General features: G+C 71.3%; 16 protein-coding genes. 7 read left to right on the top strand and 9 right to left on the bottom strand.

The genetic code is table 11. The features are described 5' to 3' along the window. The first annotated feature begins 1 nt into the window (after position 1). Positions 2–763: a GNAT family N-acetyltransferase gene (locus AB0M47_RS04515; RefSeq protein WP_363408276.1), complete on the top strand. Its 762-nt coding sequence runs from the start codon at positions 2–4 to the stop codon at positions 761–763. On the opposite strand, the gene AB0M47_RS04510 is transcribed toward AB0M47_RS04515, so the two are convergent. The 8 genes from AB0M47_RS04510 to eccCa form a co-directional block, all read right to left on the bottom strand. After that, positions 760–966, bottom strand: a complete 207-nt coding sequence (locus AB0M47_RS04510; protein ID WP_360001974.1) for a zinc ribbon domain-containing protein — start codon at positions 964–966, stop codon at positions 760–762. The genes AB0M47_RS04515 and AB0M47_RS04510 overlap by 4 nt on opposite strands. 39 nt (positions 967–1,005) lie before the next feature. Further along, the gene (locus tag AB0M47_RS04505) at positions 1,006–1,641 is read right to left on the bottom strand and encodes a class I SAM-dependent methyltransferase (protein WP_363408273.1); all 636 of its coding nucleotides are present in this window, start codon (positions 1,639–1,641) and stop codon (positions 1,006–1,008) included. A gap of 30 nt (positions 1,642–1,671) precedes the next feature. Then, the gene (locus AB0M47_RS04500) at positions 1,672–1,920 is read right to left on the bottom strand and encodes a helix-turn-helix transcriptional regulator (protein WP_363408270.1); all 249 of its coding nucleotides are present in this window, start codon (positions 1,918–1,920) and stop codon (positions 1,672–1,674) included. Between the two features lie 4 nt (positions 1,921–1,924). Beyond that, positions 1,925–2,779: an ABC transporter permease gene (locus AB0M47_RS04495; RefSeq protein WP_363408267.1), complete on the bottom strand. Its 855-nt coding sequence runs from the start codon at positions 2,777–2,779 to the stop codon at positions 1,925–1,927. Then, entirely contained in the window at positions 2,776–3,657 is an 882-nt protein-coding gene (locus AB0M47_RS04490; protein WP_363408344.1) for an ABC transporter ATP-binding protein, read from the bottom strand. Before AB0M47_RS04490 ends, AB0M47_RS04495 begins: the two co-directional genes overlap by 4 nt. A 142-nt stretch (positions 3,658–3,799) precedes the next feature. Further along, positions 3,800–4,987: a hypothetical protein gene (locus tag AB0M47_RS04485; RefSeq protein ID WP_363408264.1), complete on the bottom strand. Its 1,188-nt coding sequence runs from the start codon at positions 4,985–4,987 to the stop codon at positions 3,800–3,802. 57 nt (positions 4,988–5,044) lie between these two features. Continuing rightward, on the bottom strand, positions 5,045–7,063 hold the full coding sequence (locus AB0M47_RS04480; protein WP_363408261.1) for an OmpH family outer membrane protein: 2,019 nt from the start codon (positions 7,061–7,063) through the stop codon (positions 5,045–5,047). A 55-nt stretch (positions 7,064–7,118) separates the two neighbouring features. Further along, the gene (gene eccCa / locus AB0M47_RS04475; protein ID WP_363408258.1) at positions 7,119–11,087 is read right to left on the bottom strand and encodes a type VII secretion protein EccCa; all 3,969 of its coding nucleotides are present in this window, start codon (positions 11,085–11,087) and stop codon (positions 7,119–7,121) included. 41 nt (positions 11,088–11,128) lie between these two features. Between eccCa and eccD the strand changes: the two genes are divergently transcribed. Genes eccD through AB0M47_RS04445 form a run of 6 tightly spaced genes read left to right on the top strand, consistent with a single transcriptional unit; the run spans position 11,129 to position 16,571 of the window. Continuing rightward, the gene (eccD, locus tag AB0M47_RS04470) at positions 11,129–12,517 is read left to right on the top strand and encodes a type VII secretion integral membrane protein EccD (protein ID WP_363408255.1); all 1,389 of its coding nucleotides are present in this window, start codon (positions 11,129–11,131) and stop codon (positions 12,515–12,517) included. Between the two features lie 48 nt (positions 12,518–12,565). Then, positions 12,566–13,927 (top strand): type VII secretion protein EccB, encoded by a 1,362-nt coding sequence (gene eccB, locus AB0M47_RS04465; RefSeq protein WP_363408252.1) that lies wholly within the window; start codon positions 12,566–12,568, stop codon positions 13,925–13,927. A 57-nt stretch (positions 13,928–13,984) separates the two neighbouring features. Beyond that, positions 13,985–14,410: a hypothetical protein gene (locus AB0M47_RS04460; RefSeq protein ID WP_363408249.1), complete on the top strand. Its 426-nt coding sequence runs from the start codon at positions 13,985–13,987 to the stop codon at positions 14,408–14,410. Then, positions 14,407–15,837 (top strand): hypothetical protein, encoded by a 1,431-nt coding sequence (locus AB0M47_RS04455; protein ID WP_363408246.1) that lies wholly within the window; start codon positions 14,407–14,409, stop codon positions 15,835–15,837. The genes AB0M47_RS04460 and AB0M47_RS04455 overlap by 4 nt, the downstream gene beginning before the upstream one ends. A gap of 49 nt (positions 15,838–15,886) precedes the next feature. Continuing rightward, positions 15,887–16,246 (top strand): hypothetical protein, encoded by a 360-nt coding sequence (locus tag AB0M47_RS04450; RefSeq protein ID WP_363408243.1) that lies wholly within the window; start codon positions 15,887–15,889, stop codon positions 16,244–16,246. A 10-nt stretch (positions 16,247–16,256) separates the two neighbouring features. Beyond that, on the top strand, positions 16,257–16,571 hold the full coding sequence (locus AB0M47_RS04445; RefSeq protein WP_363408240.1) for a WXG100 family type VII secretion target: 315 nt from the start codon (positions 16,257–16,259) through the stop codon (positions 16,569–16,571). Here AB0M47_RS04445 and AB0M47_RS04440 read toward each other — a convergent pair. Next, positions 16,564–17,727 carry a S8 family serine peptidase gene (locus AB0M47_RS04440; protein WP_363408237.1) on the bottom strand — a complete coding sequence of 388 codons (1,164 nt, stop codon included), beginning with the start codon at positions 17,725–17,727 and terminating at the stop codon, positions 16,564–16,566. The two genes, AB0M47_RS04445 and AB0M47_RS04440, sit on opposite strands and share 8 nt — an antisense overlap. Between the last annotated feature and the right edge of the window lie 40 nt (positions 17,728–17,767).

Raw genomic sequence — 17,767 nt, 5'->3', positions numbered from 1 at the left:
GATGCGGGTCGTCATCGACCGCGGCGAGGTACGCGAACTGCTGACCCGGCATCCGGGCCGGCATCTGCTGGCGATCGGCGACCTCGACGACGCGTTCTGGCCGCACACGCGGTTCATCCACGGGTGGGGCCAGACGCTGCTGCTCTACACCGGATTGCAGACCCCGGTCGTGCTCGCTGTCGCCGATCCGCCGACAGAGTCGATGAGGTCGCTCGTCACGGCGTTCCTGGGGGAGCTGCCCGACCGGTTCTACGGCCATCTGTCCGAGGAGGCCGCCGAGGCGCTGCGCCCGCACTTCACGCTCGACGTGCACGGCGTCCTCGCGTACATGTCGGTGAAACCGGTGACGGTGCGCGAGACGCGCGAGCCCGTCGTGACGATCGGGACCGCGGACCTGGCGGAGATCCAGGCCTTGCAGCAGGCCGCGAACCCCGACGGCGGGTTCTTCGAGCCGCAGATGCTGCAGGCCGGACCCTACCTGGGGATCCGGCGTGACGGCGAGCTGGTCGCGATGGCCGGTACGCACACCTGGTCGGCCACGGAGAAGGTCGCCGTGCTGGGCAACATCGCCACGCACCCGGCGCACCGGCGGCAAGGCCTGGCCGCCGTCGTCACCGCAGCCCTGTGCGCGCGATTCAGTGGGGCGGTCGACGTCGTCGGGCTGACCGTGGACGTCGACAACACCCCGGCGATCCGTTGCTACACAAGGCTGGGCTTCACCGAGGACGTACGCGTCATCGGCGCCCGCTGCGCGCGGAACTAGCCGCAGCAGCCTCCGCCACAGCAACCCCCGCCTCCGCCGCCCTGCTGGGGCGAGCCGACCTTGACCACGTTGGCGGTGGTGAGCAGCTTGACCGTGTCCTCGTGCCCTTCCGGGCAGGCGGCGGGTTGCGACGCCTCGCTCATCGGGCGCTCGACCTCGAACGTGTCGCCGCAGGCGCGGCAGCGGAATTCATACCGGGGCATGTCAGCAGTCTACTGCCCTCGCGCCCGGTCCCCATGTGGTCAGGGGCGGCGGGCCAGGAGGCAGGAGCGGTGGCTCTGGTGCTCGGTGCCCGGGTGCGGGGCGCGGTCGAACCGGCCGACCAGCTCGAACCCGGCCTGCGTCAACGCGGCCGTCTCCGCGGCCGGGTCGAGGTAGTGGAAGGTCAGCTCGACCTCGTGGTCCCACCAGTCGGTGACGGTCTTGTGGCCGCCCATCCGGGTGCTCTCGTCCTCGACATGGAAGGCGACCATCGCCAGCCCACCGGGCTGCAACACCCGGGCGAACTCGGCGTACGCCGCGGCGCGGGCCGCCGGGTCGAGATGGATGACGGCGTAGAGGCAGACGACGCCGGCGACCGCGCCGGAGCGGATCGGCAGCGCCGTCATGTCGGCCGTCGCGAAGGGCAGCGACGTGGTCCGGCGGGCGACCGCGCCCATGCCGGTCGACAGGTCGAGCCCGAAGACGTCGAGCCCCCACCCGGCCAAGTACGCCGTGACGTGCCCCGGCCCGCAGCCCACGTCGAGCACCGGCCCGCCGGCGGCCTGCTCGGCGAACGCGCCCAGGAGCGCCCGATCCCACGGCTTGGCCAGCAACTCGTCGTCGATCTCGGCGGCGTACCGGTCCGCGACGATGTCGTAGCTGCGGCGGGTGTTCATCGGATCATGCTCCCAGACGCGTGTGCCGGGTCATGCGGCGCTGCCGAGGCGTGGGAACGGCTCCAGGGAGAACACGACCTCGACCGGCACCTCGAAGTACTGCGCGATCCGCAGTGCCAGGTGCAGGCTGGGCCGGAATTCGCCGCGTTCCAGGTAGCCGACCGTCTGATAGTGGATGCCGAGCGCGTCGGCCAGTTCCCGCCGCGTGATGCCCCGCTCGGCGCGCAGCATCGCGATGCGGTCGTAGACGACCTCGCTCGGCTTGTCTCCGTTGGTCATGAACTCACCGCGTACGCTGCATCGCCCGGGTCCGGCGTGCCTCGACGGCCGAGCCGGATTCGCGGCGGGCCATGCGGCGCAGCACGATCGGGGCCACGATCAGCCCGAACGCCGCCCAGGCGCCGAGTACGCCGACCGTCTCCAGATGCCGCCACGAACCGCCGAACTCCACCGCCGCCATGCTGTCGGGCAGCAGCGCCGAGCGCATGCCCAGGCCCAGCCAGTAGATCGGGAAGACCTGCGCGATCCACTGCATCCACGTCGGGAAGTTGGTGATCGGGTAGAAGATCCCGGAGGTCGCGATCAGCCCCATGATCGGCAGCATGATCAGGCCCATGTTCTGCGGGTTGGACAACATCGAGCCGAAGATCGCGCCGATGGGCATCGTCGCCACCAAGCCGAGGAGCACCACCCAGAGCAGGGTGAACCAGGTGTGCCAGCCCGACAGCGACAGCCCGTCGAGCAGGAAGGTCGCCGGGATCAGCTGGATCGCCAGGCTCAGCAGGGTGATGCCGGTGACCGTGACGATCTTGCCGACCAGGTAGCCGAACATGCCGTTCGGCACCGCCTTCGCCCGCAGCAGCGTGCCGTCCTCACGTTCGATCGTCAGCGCCGCGGCGATCGTCACCAGGCCGCCGAACGCGATGCCCATGCCGAGCGCGCTGGGCAGCGTACGCGAGCCGAGGGAGAAGCTCGTGCCGGGCACGGTCGCGTCACGCATGAAGAACATCGTGATGAGCAGCGCGAACGCCGGGAAGAAGTAGGTCCACAGATCCTGCGGATTCATGAAGGTGTGCTTCAGCTCGATCCGGCCGCGGTTCGCCCCGGCCTTCACAGCGCTCAACAACGTGGTGTTCATGCGGCGACCTTCTCGAAGGCGGAGGGGACGGTGACGGCCTGCCCCGACTCTTGCGCCAGGACCAGTGCCATGTAGGTGTCTTCCAGGCTGGCCCGGCGTACCTCGAGGTGGGTGACGGCCGCGCCGTGCTGGTCCAGCAGCTTGTGCACGAACGCGGTCGCGTCCTCGGCCGAGTGGACGAACCGCTCGCCGTCGATGCTCCAGCGGATCTCGGCGGCGCTGGGAATGCGGCGGGCCAGCTCGTCGGCCGACCCGTCGGCGATGATCGTGCCGCCCGCCAGGATGAGGATCCGGTCGGCGAGCTTCTCGGCCTCGTCCAGGTCGTGGGTGGTCAGCAGGATCGTGGTCTGATCGATGTCGGCCAGCCGGTGCACCAGCTCGTGGAACTCGCGGCGCGCCTGCGGGTCGAAACCGGCCGTCGGCTCGTCGAGGAACAGCAACTCGGGCCGGCCGACGATGCCGATCGCCACGTCGAGGCGGCGGCGCTGCCCGCCGGACAGCTGCGAGACCTTCTTGTGCGCGTGCTCGGTCAGGCCGACGGTCGCGATCAGCTCGTCGGTGTCCCAGGCCCGGCGATTCGCCGTCGCGTACGCGGTGTAGTACATCCCCAGGTGCGCAAGGAGTTCGCGCACCTTCCACTTGCCGTGATCGCGCCAGCTTTGCAGCACGATGCCGAGCCGGGCGCGCCAGTCCTCGTTGCCCCGGGCCGGGTCGACGCCGAGGACGCTGACGTCGCCGGCGGACCGCATCCGGAAGCCTTCGAGGATCTCGATCGTGGTGGTCTTGCCCGCGCCGTTCGGCCCGAGCAGGGCGACGACCTCGCCCGGCCGGGCGGTGAAGGTCACCCCCCGCAGGACGTCGGTCGTCCCGTAACGCATCCGGAGATCGGTGACCTCCAGGGCGTACTGCGAATCGGTCACAGTTCCGCCTCCCCATCTGATGTCTGCAACCGAAGATAGCACTTATGCTACATCCGGCGGCAAGACTGTTATGAGGCCGACAGTCACGGGTGCTCCGTGCTCAGCAGGGGTTGCTGACGGAGCCCGATTTGGTCAGCGTTCCGCCGCCGCTGAGGCGTACGGTCACCGACCAGGACACGACCGAATCGGTCAGCTCAGGATTGTCGCCGAGGTTGGGCGGTAGCTCGCCGGAGAAGGACGTGCCGCTGCCCGACAGCGAATAGGTGCCGCTGCCGCCGACATGGGAGTCGTAGCCGTGCGTACCGGTGGCGGAGGTGCCGCTGCCGTTGGTCACGGTCACGGAGACGGCGATCGTCCAGCCATGCCCCTCCTGCCAGACGCACTTGCCCCGGGCGTACACGCTGATGCTCGGCTTGGGCGTCGTGGTCGTGGGCTTCGTGCTGGCTTTCGTGGGCCGAGGGCTCGTCGGCGGTGTCGGCTTGCGGGTCGAGGAAGGCCGGGCCGTGGCCGACGGAATGGGGCTCGCGGACGTCGCCACGGCGCTCGGCGACGGCGACGCCTCGCTTGGCGTCGTCGACGGGCTCGCGACCGGCACCGGCTCGATCGGCGGCTCCGCGTTCCGCGTGGTCTTGTCCTGCGACACGGCCAGGACCCCGGCGGCGACCGCGGTCGCCAGGAGGGCGATCCCGACGGCCGGCATCCAGCGGCGGCGCTCCGGCGGGGACCACGAGCCGGCGATCCGCCGCGGGACGGCCCCGAACTTGCGCGGGACGCCACTGAGCTTTCGCGGGACGGCACTGAGCTTCTGCGGAACGGCGCTCAGGCGTTGGCCTGCGGCAGTGGCGAGGGCAGCGGTCGCTGCCACGGCCCGACGGGGTTTCCGATCGACTGTCGCATCCTCGGCGGCGACCGGCGTATCGGCGGCAGCCTCCGTCGGCTTGGCGCTGTGCTCCGATAGCGCGCTAGGCGGCGGCGCGGCGGACGGCGTCGCAACCCTGTCCGGCGCAGCGTTGTCTGATGCGGATTCGGCTGCGGCGGGTTCGGCTGCTGCCGGGCTGACTGCTGTTGCGTCGGCCGTGGCGCGGTTGCGGCGAGCGGCGATCTTGCGGCCTGCTCCCGTGAAGAGCCCGGCCATCCACCGGCCGAAGGTCTCCATCGGCGTGAGCCGGGGCGCGGCCGGTGCGGGCGGCGGCTCGGGGGCCACCGGCGGCGCGGGCCGGGCGGGTTGGGGGAGCAGGGCTCCACAGGACGGGTTGACGCAGTAGGAGCCGCCTGTCGGGTCCGGCATCCCGCAGGCTTCACAGACGATCATGTGCACCCTCTCAGTACGCGTGACTCCGCGACGTCAGGCGGTACGCCCGAGCGCCTGTCCCGACTCGGTCTCCGGCGCCTTGCGCGTACGCGCGACGGTCGCGGCCCGGTCGTCGGTGCTGCGGGAGTGGGCGCGCGCGCCGCCGGACGGGCGCACCTCGGTGGTGCCGTCGCCGTCGGGGTCGACGATGCGCGGCTTGGCTTGTGGCTTCTTCTTCTCCTCGGGCAGCACCGGGCGTCCCTTGCGGCCGGCGAGCGCTCCGCCACCGCCGCCGGTCGCCGGTGCTCCGCCGCCCATGGGCGGCATGATCGGCGTCCCGCCGGGGTTCGCGGCAGCCGCCGACCGGCCGGACAGTGCTGAGGCGCCGAGTCCTGTGGTGGCCGTCCCGCTCACGCCGCTGCGGCCGAGCATGTCGACGGCACCCCCGGTGGACAGTGCGGATCCTGTGCCGCTGCTGCCGAACGCGCCGGAGCCGCCGACGCTTCCGCCGCCGAGGTTGCCCAGCGAGCCGACGTTGCCCAGCGAGCCGATCACGGACGGAATGGACCCCAGCCCTGCGACTGCGGCCGACCCAGCGGCGGCCGCGTCCTGGAGCTGCTTCTGCATCGCCTCGATCTGCTGCTGGGCATCCTGTTGGCTCCGGCTGATCGACTCCTGAGCCTTGTCGAGCTGATCCTGAGCCTGCTGCTGGGTCTGCTGCAGGGCGTCCTGGGCCTGTTTCTGCTGGTCCTGCATCTGCTTCTGCAACGCGTCGATCTGTCGCTGCGCCTGCTCCTGCAGCTTCTTGATCTGCTTGTCGTACGCGTCCCGCAGATCCTGGTTCTGCTGCTGAAGCTGCTTGATGGCCGCCTCGTACTGCTTGCGCGGGTCCCCGCCGCCGGTCTTCACCCCGGTGCTGGTCGGTACGCCGCCGCCGGTGCGCCGTACGGGTATGTCGGTCTTGGTCTCGACGAACGGCGTCTCGACTTTCGCTCCGGTCGCGGGGATACCCGGGTACATCGTCGGGGCCTGCCAGTTGGCGGCCTGGACGAGGCTGACCGCCAGCGGGAGTACCACGTTGAGCGCGCGAGTGTCGAACTCCAGGAGGAGTGCTGCTCGCTGGAGATTGTCGACCTGGATCCAGGGGACCACCATGTGCCCGTTCTCGCTGTCGGCCTCGAGATCGACGGTCTCCGGCAGTGCCTTGGCCTTGAGGTAGTCCGGGTAGGACAGCCGGATTGCTCCTTGGGCTGTCTCCAGCTGGTCGGCCTTCTGCGCGATCTGCTCGGCCCGATGCAGCGCGGAGATGTGCCAGGTGTTGATCGATCGCATCGACTCCAGCACCCGGGTGTGGAAGCCCTTGCTGGCCGGTCCGGTCCAGCCGCCGAGGTTCTTCTCCGTGCCGTTGCGCAGATCGTGGCTGGCGGTGATGAGCAGGTCCCGGATGTGGTGCCAGAGCCGAGCGACCTGGTGGAGATAGTCCGGGCTCTCGGCGTTCAGGATGGTGTAGACGCGCTGGAATACATCGCCGGGCTTGTCGCCATCGTGGGTCCACTGTGTCGGAGTGACCCCGTCGGTCGGCGGGATGCTGTAGTAGTCGGTGTCGTCGGTGCTGCTGCGCTTCAGATCCCAGCCCCGGGTGTCGTACGGCAAGCCGGAGCTGGTGGTGGCCATGGCCTTGGCGGCGTCGTGGTCGGCCGCCCGGACGTCCTTGGGTGCTTGGAGGATCTTCGACGAGGTGGCGTCGGCCGTCCGGTACTCGGCGTACACCTTGATGGCGGTCTCGCCGAATCCGGTCAATCCGTTCGCGGCCTCACCAGCGAACTTTCCGAGATCGCCGCTTTGGACGCGGACGCGATTCCGGAAGAACTCCAGCTCGCTGAAGGCCACTCCGTCCTTGGCCGGGCCCGCCTTGGCGCTCGCGAACGCGGCGACGGCTTTGGCGAGTTCGTTGGCGCTGGCCGGCAGCATCGTCGTGGCCCGGCTCGACGTGAGCTTCTTCTGAAACTCGCCGAACCCGGCCATGTTCTCGACCCGGATGTCTCCGTGAGTAAGACCCCAATGATCGGTCATGACCGCTCCTCCCCGCTGCGGACGACACCCAGAGTAGCGAATGGACGGTCGAGCGTCACTCCACCTCCGACAGAGCACATTGGATCAATCGGGCGCCTTCGCGCCGCGTGACCAGCCAGCCTCGGCCGGGCGGCAGCGGGCCGAGTTTGACGTTGCCCAGCAGCGGGCCGTCGTCGCGGTTGCCCGACAGCACGACGCCGGGCGAGGCCAGGTCGCGTATCCGGCTGAGCACCGGGTCGTAGAACGCGCGCTGGGCGCCGCCGCTGCGCCGGGCGACGATGACGTGCAGGCCGACCTCGCGCGCCTGGCTGAGGTACTCGTGCAGGACATGGACCGGGTTGCGGTCGGTGGCGACCAGGTCGTAGTCGTCGATCAGCAGGTAGAGGTCGCTGCCGCGCCACCAGTCGCGGGCGCGTAGCTGCTCCGGGGTGACGTCGGGACCGGGCAGCCGCTCTTTCATGACTCCGGCGGCGTCGGTCAGGATGCCGCGGGTGAGGTCCGCCGAGGTCCCGTACGCCAGAAGGTGGCTCTCGGGCAGCCGGCCGAGCAGCGAACGCCGGTAGTCGACGGCGATGATCTTCGCCTCGTCGGGCCGGTGCCCTCGGGCGATGGCGTCGGCGATGGTCACCAGCAGGTTGGACTTGCCGGACTCGGTGTCGCCGAAGATCAGCATGTGCGAGTCGCCGCCGGACAGGTCCACGTACGCGGGGAGCAGGTCCCGTTCGGCCACGCCGAGCGCGATGCCCGGCAGGTCGGGGCCCTGGGCGAGGTCGGTCGCGGGGAACCGGTCGGGCAGCAGGCGTACCGGGGGCGCGGCCGGGCCGGTCCAGGCTCGGCGTACCGCGTCGACGAGGTTCTGGGTGCCGTCGGCGAGGTCGTCGGCGGTCGGCCGGCCGTCGATGCGGGGCAACGCCGTCAGGCACTGGTACGCGTCCGGCGTGATGCCCCGGCCCGGTGACCGTTCGGGGACGTTGGCCGCCGATCGCCGATTCACCCCGGAGTCGCCGGGATCGGCGAGCCGCAGTTCGAGCTTGGTCCCGAAGCTGTCGCGTACGCCGCCGCGCACGTCGAACCAGCGGGCGGCCGATGCGACGACGTGCACGCCGTATGACAGGCCCCGGTTGGCGATGTCGACGACCTGCTGCTCCACGTCCTCGAACTCGTTGCGCAGGGTCAGCCAGCCGTCGACGACGAGGAAGACATCGCCGTGCTCCTGGTCGGCGAAGTCCCCGGCGGCACGGCGGCGGCGGAAGGTCGCCATCGAGTCGATCTCGTGCTCCAGGAAGTACTTCTCCCGCTGGTTGAGCACGCCGAGCACCTCGGCGACCGTCCGGCGTACCTGGTTGACGTCCTGGCGCGGGGCTACCCCGCCCACGTGCGGCAGTCGCCGGATCGCCGAGAGCGTGCCGCCGCCGAAGTCGAGGCAGTAGAGCTGCGCCTCGCGGGGTGTGTGGGTGAGCGCGATCGCGGCGATCAGCGTACGCAGCAGGGTGCTCTTGCCCGACTGAGGACCGCCGATGACGATCACGTGGCCGTAGCCGCCGGACAGGTCCAGCCGCAGCAGATCCCGGCGCTGCTCGAACGGCTTGTCCACGAGCGACAGTGGAATCACGAGATTGCCGTGCAGCCCGGGATCGGCGACCGTGAGCCCCCGCTCGGGATCCGTACGCAGATCGCCGAGCAGCTGATCCAGCGACGGCGACTCGTCCAGCGGCGGCAGCCACACCTGATGGGCGGGCGAGCCCCGGCCGTGCAGGCGTTGGGTGAGCACGTCGAGCAGGGTCGGGCCGGTCGGCGCGACGTCGAACTCGTCGGCCGGTGAGGCTTCCGGCCGGGTCTCGGTGTCCTCGGCGGCGTCGGCCGGGGCGACGTACATCGAGCTGAACACGTGCACCCGGGCGTCGCCTTCGACCGCGGTGAGCTGGTCGGCCGAGCGATACTGCCCGGACACGTACGCCGCGCGGAAGCGGCTCAGCGGATCGGTGCCGTACTTGAGATAGCCGTGCCCAGGTGCCCGGGGCAGCTCGTACGCGTCGGTGACGCCGAGGACCGCGCGGCTTTCGGCCGGGGAGAACGTCCGCAGCCCGACCCGGTAGGACAGATGCGTGTCGAGGCCACGCAGCCGGCCTTCTTCGAGCCGTTGGCTGGCCAGCAGCAGGTGGATGCCGAGCGACCGGCCGACGCGTCCGATCTGGACGAACATGTCGATGAAGTCGGGCTTGGCCGACAGCAGCTCGGAGAACTCGTCGCAGACGACGAACAGGCTCGGCAGGGGATCGAGCGGTGCGCCCGCGAGCCGGGCGCGTTCGTAGTCGCGCTGGGAGACGTAGTTCCCGGCGGCCCGCAGCAGCTCCTGGCGGCGTACGAGTTCACCGTTGATCGCGTCGGTCATCCGGTCGACCAGCGGAAGCTCATCGGCCAGGTTCGTGATCACGGCGCTGGTGTGCGGCAGCAGATCGAGCTTGGTGAAGGTCGCGCCGCCCTTGTAGTCCACCAGGACGAAGTTCAGGATCTCCGGCGGGTGCATGACGGCGAGCGCGAGGACCAGCGTACGCAGCAGCTCGGACTTGCCGGAGCCGGTCGCGCCGATGAGCAGCCCGTGCGGTCCCATGCCGTCCTGCGCCGACTCCTTGAGGTCCAGCTCCAGCCGTTCGCCGTCCGGGCCGATGCCGATCGGCACCCGCAGCCGCTCCCGGGTGGGCCGGGGCGCCCAGGTGACCTGCGGATCGAACGCCGCCGGGTCGCCGATCCCGAGCAGGTCGGCCAGGCCGTGCTCGGCGTTCATGGCCCGATCCGACGCCGCCGAGGTCGCCGGGCGCATCGCCGACAGCTGCTGGGCCAACGCCTCAGCGGCCATCAGGCCCAGCTCGTCGACCTGGCCGAGCGGGCGCTCGCCGTCGAACGTGCGCGCGGACAGCGTGCCGTCCTCGTCGATCTGGACGACCAGCGTGGCCCGGTCGAGGTTGCGCGGCGGCTCGGTGGACAGGTCGAGCACAGTGACGCCCTCGACGCCGGCCTCGGCGGTCAGGTGGTCCGACCCGGCCGTGTCGCCGCCGTCCACCACGAACAGCAGATGCGGACCGTCGTGCTGCGAGTCGCCGGCGTTCGGGTCGAAGCGAGGGCGACCGGTCAGATGCTCCTCCAGCATCGCCTCCAGGGCGACGATGCTGGGCGCCATGAGGCGAAGCGAACCCAGCGCGTCCACAGAGGTCGGATGCTGGGCGTGCGGCAGCCACTTCGCCCACTCCCACTGCGGCCGCGCCGAGCCGCCGACGCACACGCTCACGAGCAGGTCGTCGGGGGAGTGGAAGGTGACCGCCTGGGCCAGCATCGCCCGGACCATCGCCCGGCCCCGGGCGGCGTCGCCGCGCACGTAGACCCGGCCGAACCCGTTCAGCGCCAGCACGACCGGCAGATCGGGCAGCTCGGTGTAGGTGCGCAGGAAGCGGCGCAGCGCCGCGGCGGCCACCGGCTCGGCCTTCTCCGGCGGCGTCTCCGGGCTGGGGATCAGCTTGGTCGCCAGCTCGCGCGGCCCGAGTCCGATGCGGACCAGGCAGTAGTCCAGGTCGACCCGGCGGCGTTCCCAGAGCCGGGCGGAGTCCGCGAGCGTCCACAGTCCACTCGGTGCCGGATGCCGGTAGTACTCGGCTGATCGCTGCCTGCGCGCGGTGACCCGAACCGAGCGGCGGCAGGCGTCCAGATTCCACAGATACTCGCGCCGGGCGGCGTGCATCTGCTGCTTGGTCTGCCCGCTGCCGTACAGCGACACCTGCATCAGCACCATGCCGAGCGCCGAGACGCCGAACAACCCGCCGGTCAGGTAGGCCAGCGGGCGGTTGCTCTGACCGGCGAAGATCAGCGCGACCGCCGCCGACCCGGCGAGCATCGGCAGCACCATCAGCGCGCGCGTCCAGCCGCCGCCGGTCGGCGCCGGAACCGCCGGCACCTCCTCCAGCACGATCTCCCCGCTCGGATACGCCGGCGCGGGCCGACGCGCCGGACGCCGGCGAATGACCGTCGTCATAGGACCTCCCCGTGGCGAAGCTTGCCCTACGATGATTCGCCATGGTGCAGTCGGCGAGTCTCGGGCTGACGCGGATCGTACTTCTGAGCCCGCAACGCCGGGTAGATCTCGCGATCCCGGATTACCTTCCCCTGGTCGGTTTGCAGGCCACGTTGCTGCGACATGGCGGCCTCGACCTGGCCGACGAGGGCATCGCGCATCACGGTTGGGTGCTGCGCAAAATGGACGGGACTTTGCTCGACCCGGCCAAGTCGCTGGCCGCGCAGAGCATTGTGGATGGTGACACGCTGCTGCTTTCACCGCAGGACCAGCAGTGGCCGGAGCCGGAGTTCGACGACCTCGCCGACGCCGCGGCGCACGAGGCGCGGTCGCTGGGCGCGAGCTGGTCGGCCCGGCACACGACGGCCACCGGCACGGCCACGATGGGCTTCCTGATCGGACTCGCGCTGATCGGGGTGCTGCGGTCCGGCCCGCCTTGGCCCACACCGGGCGCGTGCCTGCTCGGGTCCGCGGTCCTGCTGCTCGGCGGCGCGATCCTCGCGAACCGGATCTCCGCCGGCCGCTCACCGTCCATGGTGCTCGCGCTTTCCGCCTATGTGTACGCCGTGAGCGGCTCGACGGTGCTGGTGACCGACTCGACGATCCCCGGGCGAGCGCAGTTGCTCGTCGCGTCCTCGACGGTGGCGCTGACCGCCGTCCTGGGCCTGCTCCTGCTGCGGGACCTGCGGACGGTGCACGTGGCGCTGCTGACCGCCGGGATCGCGGGAGCGGCCGGAGCCCTGCTCGCGATGGCTAGCACTCCCGCGACGGGTGCGGCCGTCGTGACTGCGGTCGGGTTGCTCGTGTCGCCGTGGCTGCCCCGGCTCGCGGCCGGCCAGGCGGGTCTGCCTGGTCCGATGGTGCCCCGGCCGTCCACCGAGACGCCGGTCGACGAGCCGCTGCCGAACCCGGCCGAGATCGCCCGGCTGGTCCGGCGCAGCGACCGGCTGCTGACCGGGCTGCTGTGGGGGTTCGCGGCGGCGGTGATCGGCGGCGCGGCGATCCTGGCGACTCGGGACGACCTGTCGGCGCGGCTGCTCGCCGGGGCGGCCGTCGTGGTGATCGCGCTGCGGGCGCGGGCGTTCGCCGCCGTACGCCATCGGCTGCCCCTGCTGCTGGGCGCGGCCACGGGGACAGCTGTCCTGGCCTGGCTGCTGTGGCACGGCGTGCTCGCCGAGACGCGTACGCGCATCGTGGCGCCGGTGCTGATCGGGCTGCTGCTGGGGGCGGCCGGGGCGGTCGGGCTCGCCCGGACGGTCGCCCGGAAGCCCGCCCCGCCGGGGGTGAGCCGGCTGGGCGACATCGCCGAGACCGTGCTGATCATCGCCGGTGCGGTGCTCGCCGCCGCGGTGGCCGGAGTCTTCGGGTTCGCGCGAGGCATCGGTGGCTGACCGTACGCCGGACCGCCTGGTGAACGTCCAGGCTGAGCGGAGGCCGGCATGCTGACCCGCCGCGATCAGATCCACGCCCGGCAGTTCCTGCGCAAGCGCCTGCACACCGCGCTGACCGCGCAGAAGCCGGATCCGCTGGAGTGGTCGGGGACACGGCTGCCCGGGGTGACCTTGGCGGCGGTCATGATCCTGGTCATCTGCGTCGCGGCCGTCGGCGTCTACGGACTGCTCAACCCGCTCGGCGCGAAGAGCTGGACGAGCTGCGACCGGATCATCGTCGAGAAGGAGACCGGGGCGGCGTACGTGTGTGACGGGGTGAGGCTCTATCCCACGGCGAACTTCACCTCCGCGGCCCTGCTGCGAGGTGTGCAGGACCCAGTCCGGGTCGCCCGCGCCTCGCTGACCTGGCCACGTGGGGCAGCGGTCGGCATCATCGACGCCCCGCCGACCCTGCCCGCCGCGGCCGACCTGCTCGCCGGGGCCTGGTCGTTCTGCGCCGCCGCCGACGGTGCCGCGACGCGATCGGTCCTGCTGCCGGGGACGGTGGTCGCCGGGGACGATCTCGGCGACAGCGCGGTCGTGGTGACCGACGGCACGGCGTACCACTTGATCTTCGGCGGGCAGCGGCACGAGTTGCGTGACCCCGACGTGGTTCGGAGCGCGCTGGCGGTGGACGCCACGGATGTGGTGCGGGTCGGTGCGGCCTGGCTGGCGACGCTGCCGGCGGGGCCGGCGCTGACGAAGATCGTGATCGACGGGCGGGGCGGCGCGGTCGCGAGCCTGGCCGGTGTGAAGGTCGGGCAGCTGTTCGTCGCGACCGACGGCACGGCGGCGCAGCGCTTCGTGGCTCGGCGCGGCGGGCTGCAGCCGATCAGCGCGGTGCAGGAGACGCTGATCCGGGCCACTGCCGGGGACACCACGCCGTCGCGCCCGATCGATCAGGTGCAGCTGGCGGGCGTGCCCAAGGTGGCGGCGATGGACGTGCCGAATCTCGGGGACGGCTCGGTGCCGCCGATGATCCCGGCAGCCCGGTCTGGCGGGGTGGTCTGCCAGATCGTCGCCGACGCCACCGACGCGCGGGCGATCGTGGTGGGCGCGCAGGTGCCGGACTCGGGGGTGGCGACGGTGGGCGACGGCGTGGCCGCCTCGGGGACGTTGCTCGCGGACGAGGTCGCGATGGAACCGGGCCGAGGCGTGCTGGTGATGGCCTTGGCCAGCCCGCAGGCGACGGCCGGGCCGGTCTACCTGGTCACCGAGACGGGCCGCCGCTACGCGGTGGACTCGGCCGACGCGCTGACCCTGCTCGGGTACGCCGGCGCGGGAGTGGTGCGGCGGCCGAGCACGCTGGTCGACCGGCTGCCGCAGGGGCCGGTGTTGTCCAAGATGGAACTGGCGATCGCCGCTCCGTGACGGCTATGATCGGGCCCAACTGGTTCCCGGCGGAGCTGGCCACAATGGAGGATCGTCATGATCCCTCACGAGAACGCGTCTGCGGCACAGATCGCGGAGACGACCATCGCCACCTCGAAAGAGGTGATGACTGACGCTGCCCAGACCTTGGTCGGCGAGCCGGGAGCGTACGGCGGGATGGGCGGCGAGTTCGCCGTCTTCGAGTCCGCCGCCGTGAACGGCGCGGTGGCCGACGCCTCGGCGAACGTGCCCGCCGGGAATCCGAAGATCCTGGAGAGCCTGTTCTTCGGCCAGTCCGCCAAGACGCAGACCGCGGCGTTGTCCGCGCTGGCCGACGACGTCCTGCACGGCGTGTACGCACTCGGGAACTCGGTCGGCGTCTCGGCCGACACCTACGACGAGGCCGATCGGGGCGCCGACCACACCATGGACGGCGTCGAGACGTCCCTGACGACCACGGCCCGGGACGGGCTCTTTCCGTGAGTCCGCCCAACGGGGGGCGGGACTACTTCGGGTTCGACGAGACGACAGCTGCGCAGCAGCTCGAGGTGCCGGATCAGCAGACGACGGACTGGGACGGCATCGAAAGCTTCGAGGTCATGGTCGACATGATCCTCAGCGAGGACCCGAACGGTCCCCGGCGGCTGGCCGACGCGTACGGGCGGGTGCTGAGTCAGTTCTCGCGGCACGTGGAGATCGTCGACGGCCGGGCCCGATACGTCCGCGAGGCCTGGAACTCCGGCCTGGCCCAGGAGCGCTACTTCTGGTTCGCCGGGGCGCACTCGTTCGCCCTCGACACCTGGATCGACGGGCTCCAGACGCGGATCGAGGTCCTGGAGAAGCTGGCCGCCGACGTGCAGGAGGCACGCGACCGGGCGGAGGAACTGCTCGCCGCGTTCCGCAAGGAGCTGAAGGAAGCGCTGCAGAAGATCAAGGCCGACACCAAGGCCGAATACGAGCAGCAGGCCGCCGAGATCTACGCCCGGCTCAACAAGAAGTACGCCAAGAAGATCCGGCCGGTCGGCAAGAAACTGTCGGCCGATCTGATCACCGGATCCCGGTGGCTGGGCGATCCCGGCACGGTGCCGCCCCGCTATCGGGGCGCGGACGCGGCCAAGCCGTGGCGGGCGTACTCGCCGGAGCAGCTCGGCAGTCGATCGCCGACCGACTCGCAACCCCCAGGGCTGATCGAGCCGCTCGCCGAACTGCCGCAAGGCCCGGTCGTCGACCCGGCGCCCGACCTGTTGTCCGCGGCGGACTTCCGGGGGCTGAACGGGCTGCCGACGGGCTGGGCCCCGGCCGATCAGACCAGCCTGCTGCCGACCGCGTACCAGCCGACGCTGACGGGGCTGCCGTCCGCGTACGGTCCACAGCAGACGCTGCTCGGGCGGCTTCCGGCCGGGCCGATCCTGGCCGCTCCGCCGCAGGTGCCCGCGCTCAGCAGCCGGCGTACGCCGCCGCAGCTCGCCCGCCCGGTGATCGCGCGGCGGGCTGCGACGGAGGCGCTGGAACGCAAGCTGGCCGCGCTGGAGGGACGGTTCGCGCCGGCTCCGTTGACGCCACCGGCGACGGCGGACATCGCGGCACTGTCGGCCCGGGGCGGCCTGGAACAGGTGCTCACCGCCGGACCGGCGGCGGCGGTGTCCACCCCGGCCCCGGCGATGACCCCGCAGGCGGCAATGAGTGTCCAGCAGACGCTGACCGGCCGGGGCGTGCCGGTGTCGGCGTCCGTGGTCGCCGCCGCGGCCCGGGCCGGGCCGATCCCGCTCGGCGAGCGGCGACGGGTCGTCGGCGTACCACCACCCGAGCCCGCGTCGCCCCGATCGACGGCACTGGCCGCCACCCCGGAAACCGAACCGGAACGCGGCCGGACGCCGCCGACTCTGGCCCAACGACTCGCCGCCGGTTGAGGCGGCACCCGCAAGGTAAGCAAGCCACCCAAGAGAAAGGCAGCGGCAGATGTCTGGTGACATCGTCAAAGTTCATTTCAACGACATGCAGGACGCCGCCCAGTTCGCGGCCAAGACCAAGCAGGAACTCGACGACCTGGCCGCGCAGATCCTCAAGCGGCTGACCATCGACTGGCAGGGCCTGTCCGGCGACACCTTCGCCAACGAGCGCACCAAGTTCATCAATGCGATGCACCACATCGACGCCGCGCTCGGCGGCCTGGCCGATCTGATCAACAACCAGATCTCCAGCGACCTCAAGGGCACCGACGGCAGCACCGTCGGCGTCCTCGACGGCGTCGCCTCCGTGCCGTCGGGCATGGCCGGCTCGTCGTTCAGCTACGTCAGCGCCGGCCTCACCAACTCCTAAGGAGACGACCATGACGAACAACGTGCTCAACGTGCCCATCGCGGAGCTGATCGCGGCGTCGAACCAGTTCCAGGCGATGCTCGACGAGATGCGTGGCCGGCTGTCCGGGCTGGAGGACTTCATGGCCGACCGGATCAAGACCTGGGACGGCGCGTCCAAGACCGCGTACGCGCAGCTCCAGACCGAGTGGCAGGCCGGTGCGCAGCAGCTGCACGGGGTCGGTCAGGACTTCGCCGGGGCGATCCTGCACTCCGGGCAGAAGTTCACCCAAGCCGAGGAACGCAACCTGGAGGCCATCGCGCGTACGCGCAGCTCGTTCAGCTGAGCCGGTCGGGGCGGCGTCGGCGCATGACCGGCGCCGCCGCGCCGAGCACCGCGAACACGACGAGGAGGACGCCGACGCCACCGGCCCAGGCGAGCGCCCGGCGCCACCCGTCCGGCCACTGGGGCTGCGGCGGAGCGTGGCCGAGGGCCGCCGGGGCGGGGGTCCAGTACGGACTCGCCCCGGTGGTGGCGGCTTCCTCGGTCAACGCTCGATAGGGATTGACCGTGCCGAAGCCGTACGCGGCGCTGTGACCACCGCCGAAGCCGCCGTCGGCCGTCGCCGTCAACCGCTGCGCGACCTGCGCGGCTGTCCAGTTCGGACGGTACGCCCGCAGCAACGCGGCCGCGCCGCCCACGACGGCCGCGGCGACCGGCGTACCGGACAGGGTGAGGTGCCCGGACCGGCGTGCCGCCGCGACGACGTTCTCGGCCGGTGCCACGAGATCGACTTTGGAATTGACTGCCGAACCGGACAGGAGCAGCCCGCCCGTGCCGATCGCGCCAACGCCCATGACTCCGTCGTACGCCGCCGGGAACGTCAGCTTCGGCAGGTTGTCGCCGACCGCCGCCACGACCAGGACGTCCTTGCGGACGGCGTCGGCCACGGCGGCTCGTATGCCGGCGTCGTCGCTGCTCAAGGCGTACCCGATGATGATCACGCGGGCCTTGAGCGCCACCGCCTGGCGGACTCCGGCGGCGAGCCGGGCCGGGGTCACCGGGCGTTCGGCGCTGGGGGGCGCGTCGGTGACGCGGATCGGGACGAGGGTCGCGGCGGGAGCGACACCGACGAGACTGGAGCCGCTCTTGGCCCGCGCGGCCACGATGCTCGCGAGGGCGGTGCCGTGACCGTTGCAGTCGAAGCGCGCGCCGGGCTTGTTCGTGGTGACGTCCCAGCCGGTGGCGACCGCAGCGCCGAGTTGGGGATGGCTGGCGTCGATGCCGGTGCCGACGATCGCGACGCGTACGCCGCCGCCGGTGGAGAACGCGTGGGCGCGGCCGAGATCGAGCCAGCGCTGCTCCCAGGACGGGGCGCTGACGACGGGACCGGGGCTCGGCGGCGCCTGGTAGCCGCACGGCCCCGCAGCGGTCGCGGGATCGGCGGCGAAGACCGGAATCGCCAGCAGAACGGCCGGAACGAGCAGTCGCCGCAAGACCATCTATCTACAATAGACTTCTGGGACCGCCGGGGAGGGCCCC

The organism is Hamadaea sp. NPDC051192 (assembly GCF_040682475.1).
GTDB classification, from domain to species: domain Bacteria; phylum Actinomycetota; class Actinomycetes; order Mycobacteriales; family Micromonosporaceae; genus Hamadaea; species Hamadaea flava.
Note: the sequence above shows the minus strand (reverse complement) of the source record. Positions and strands in the feature narration are given on the sequence as shown.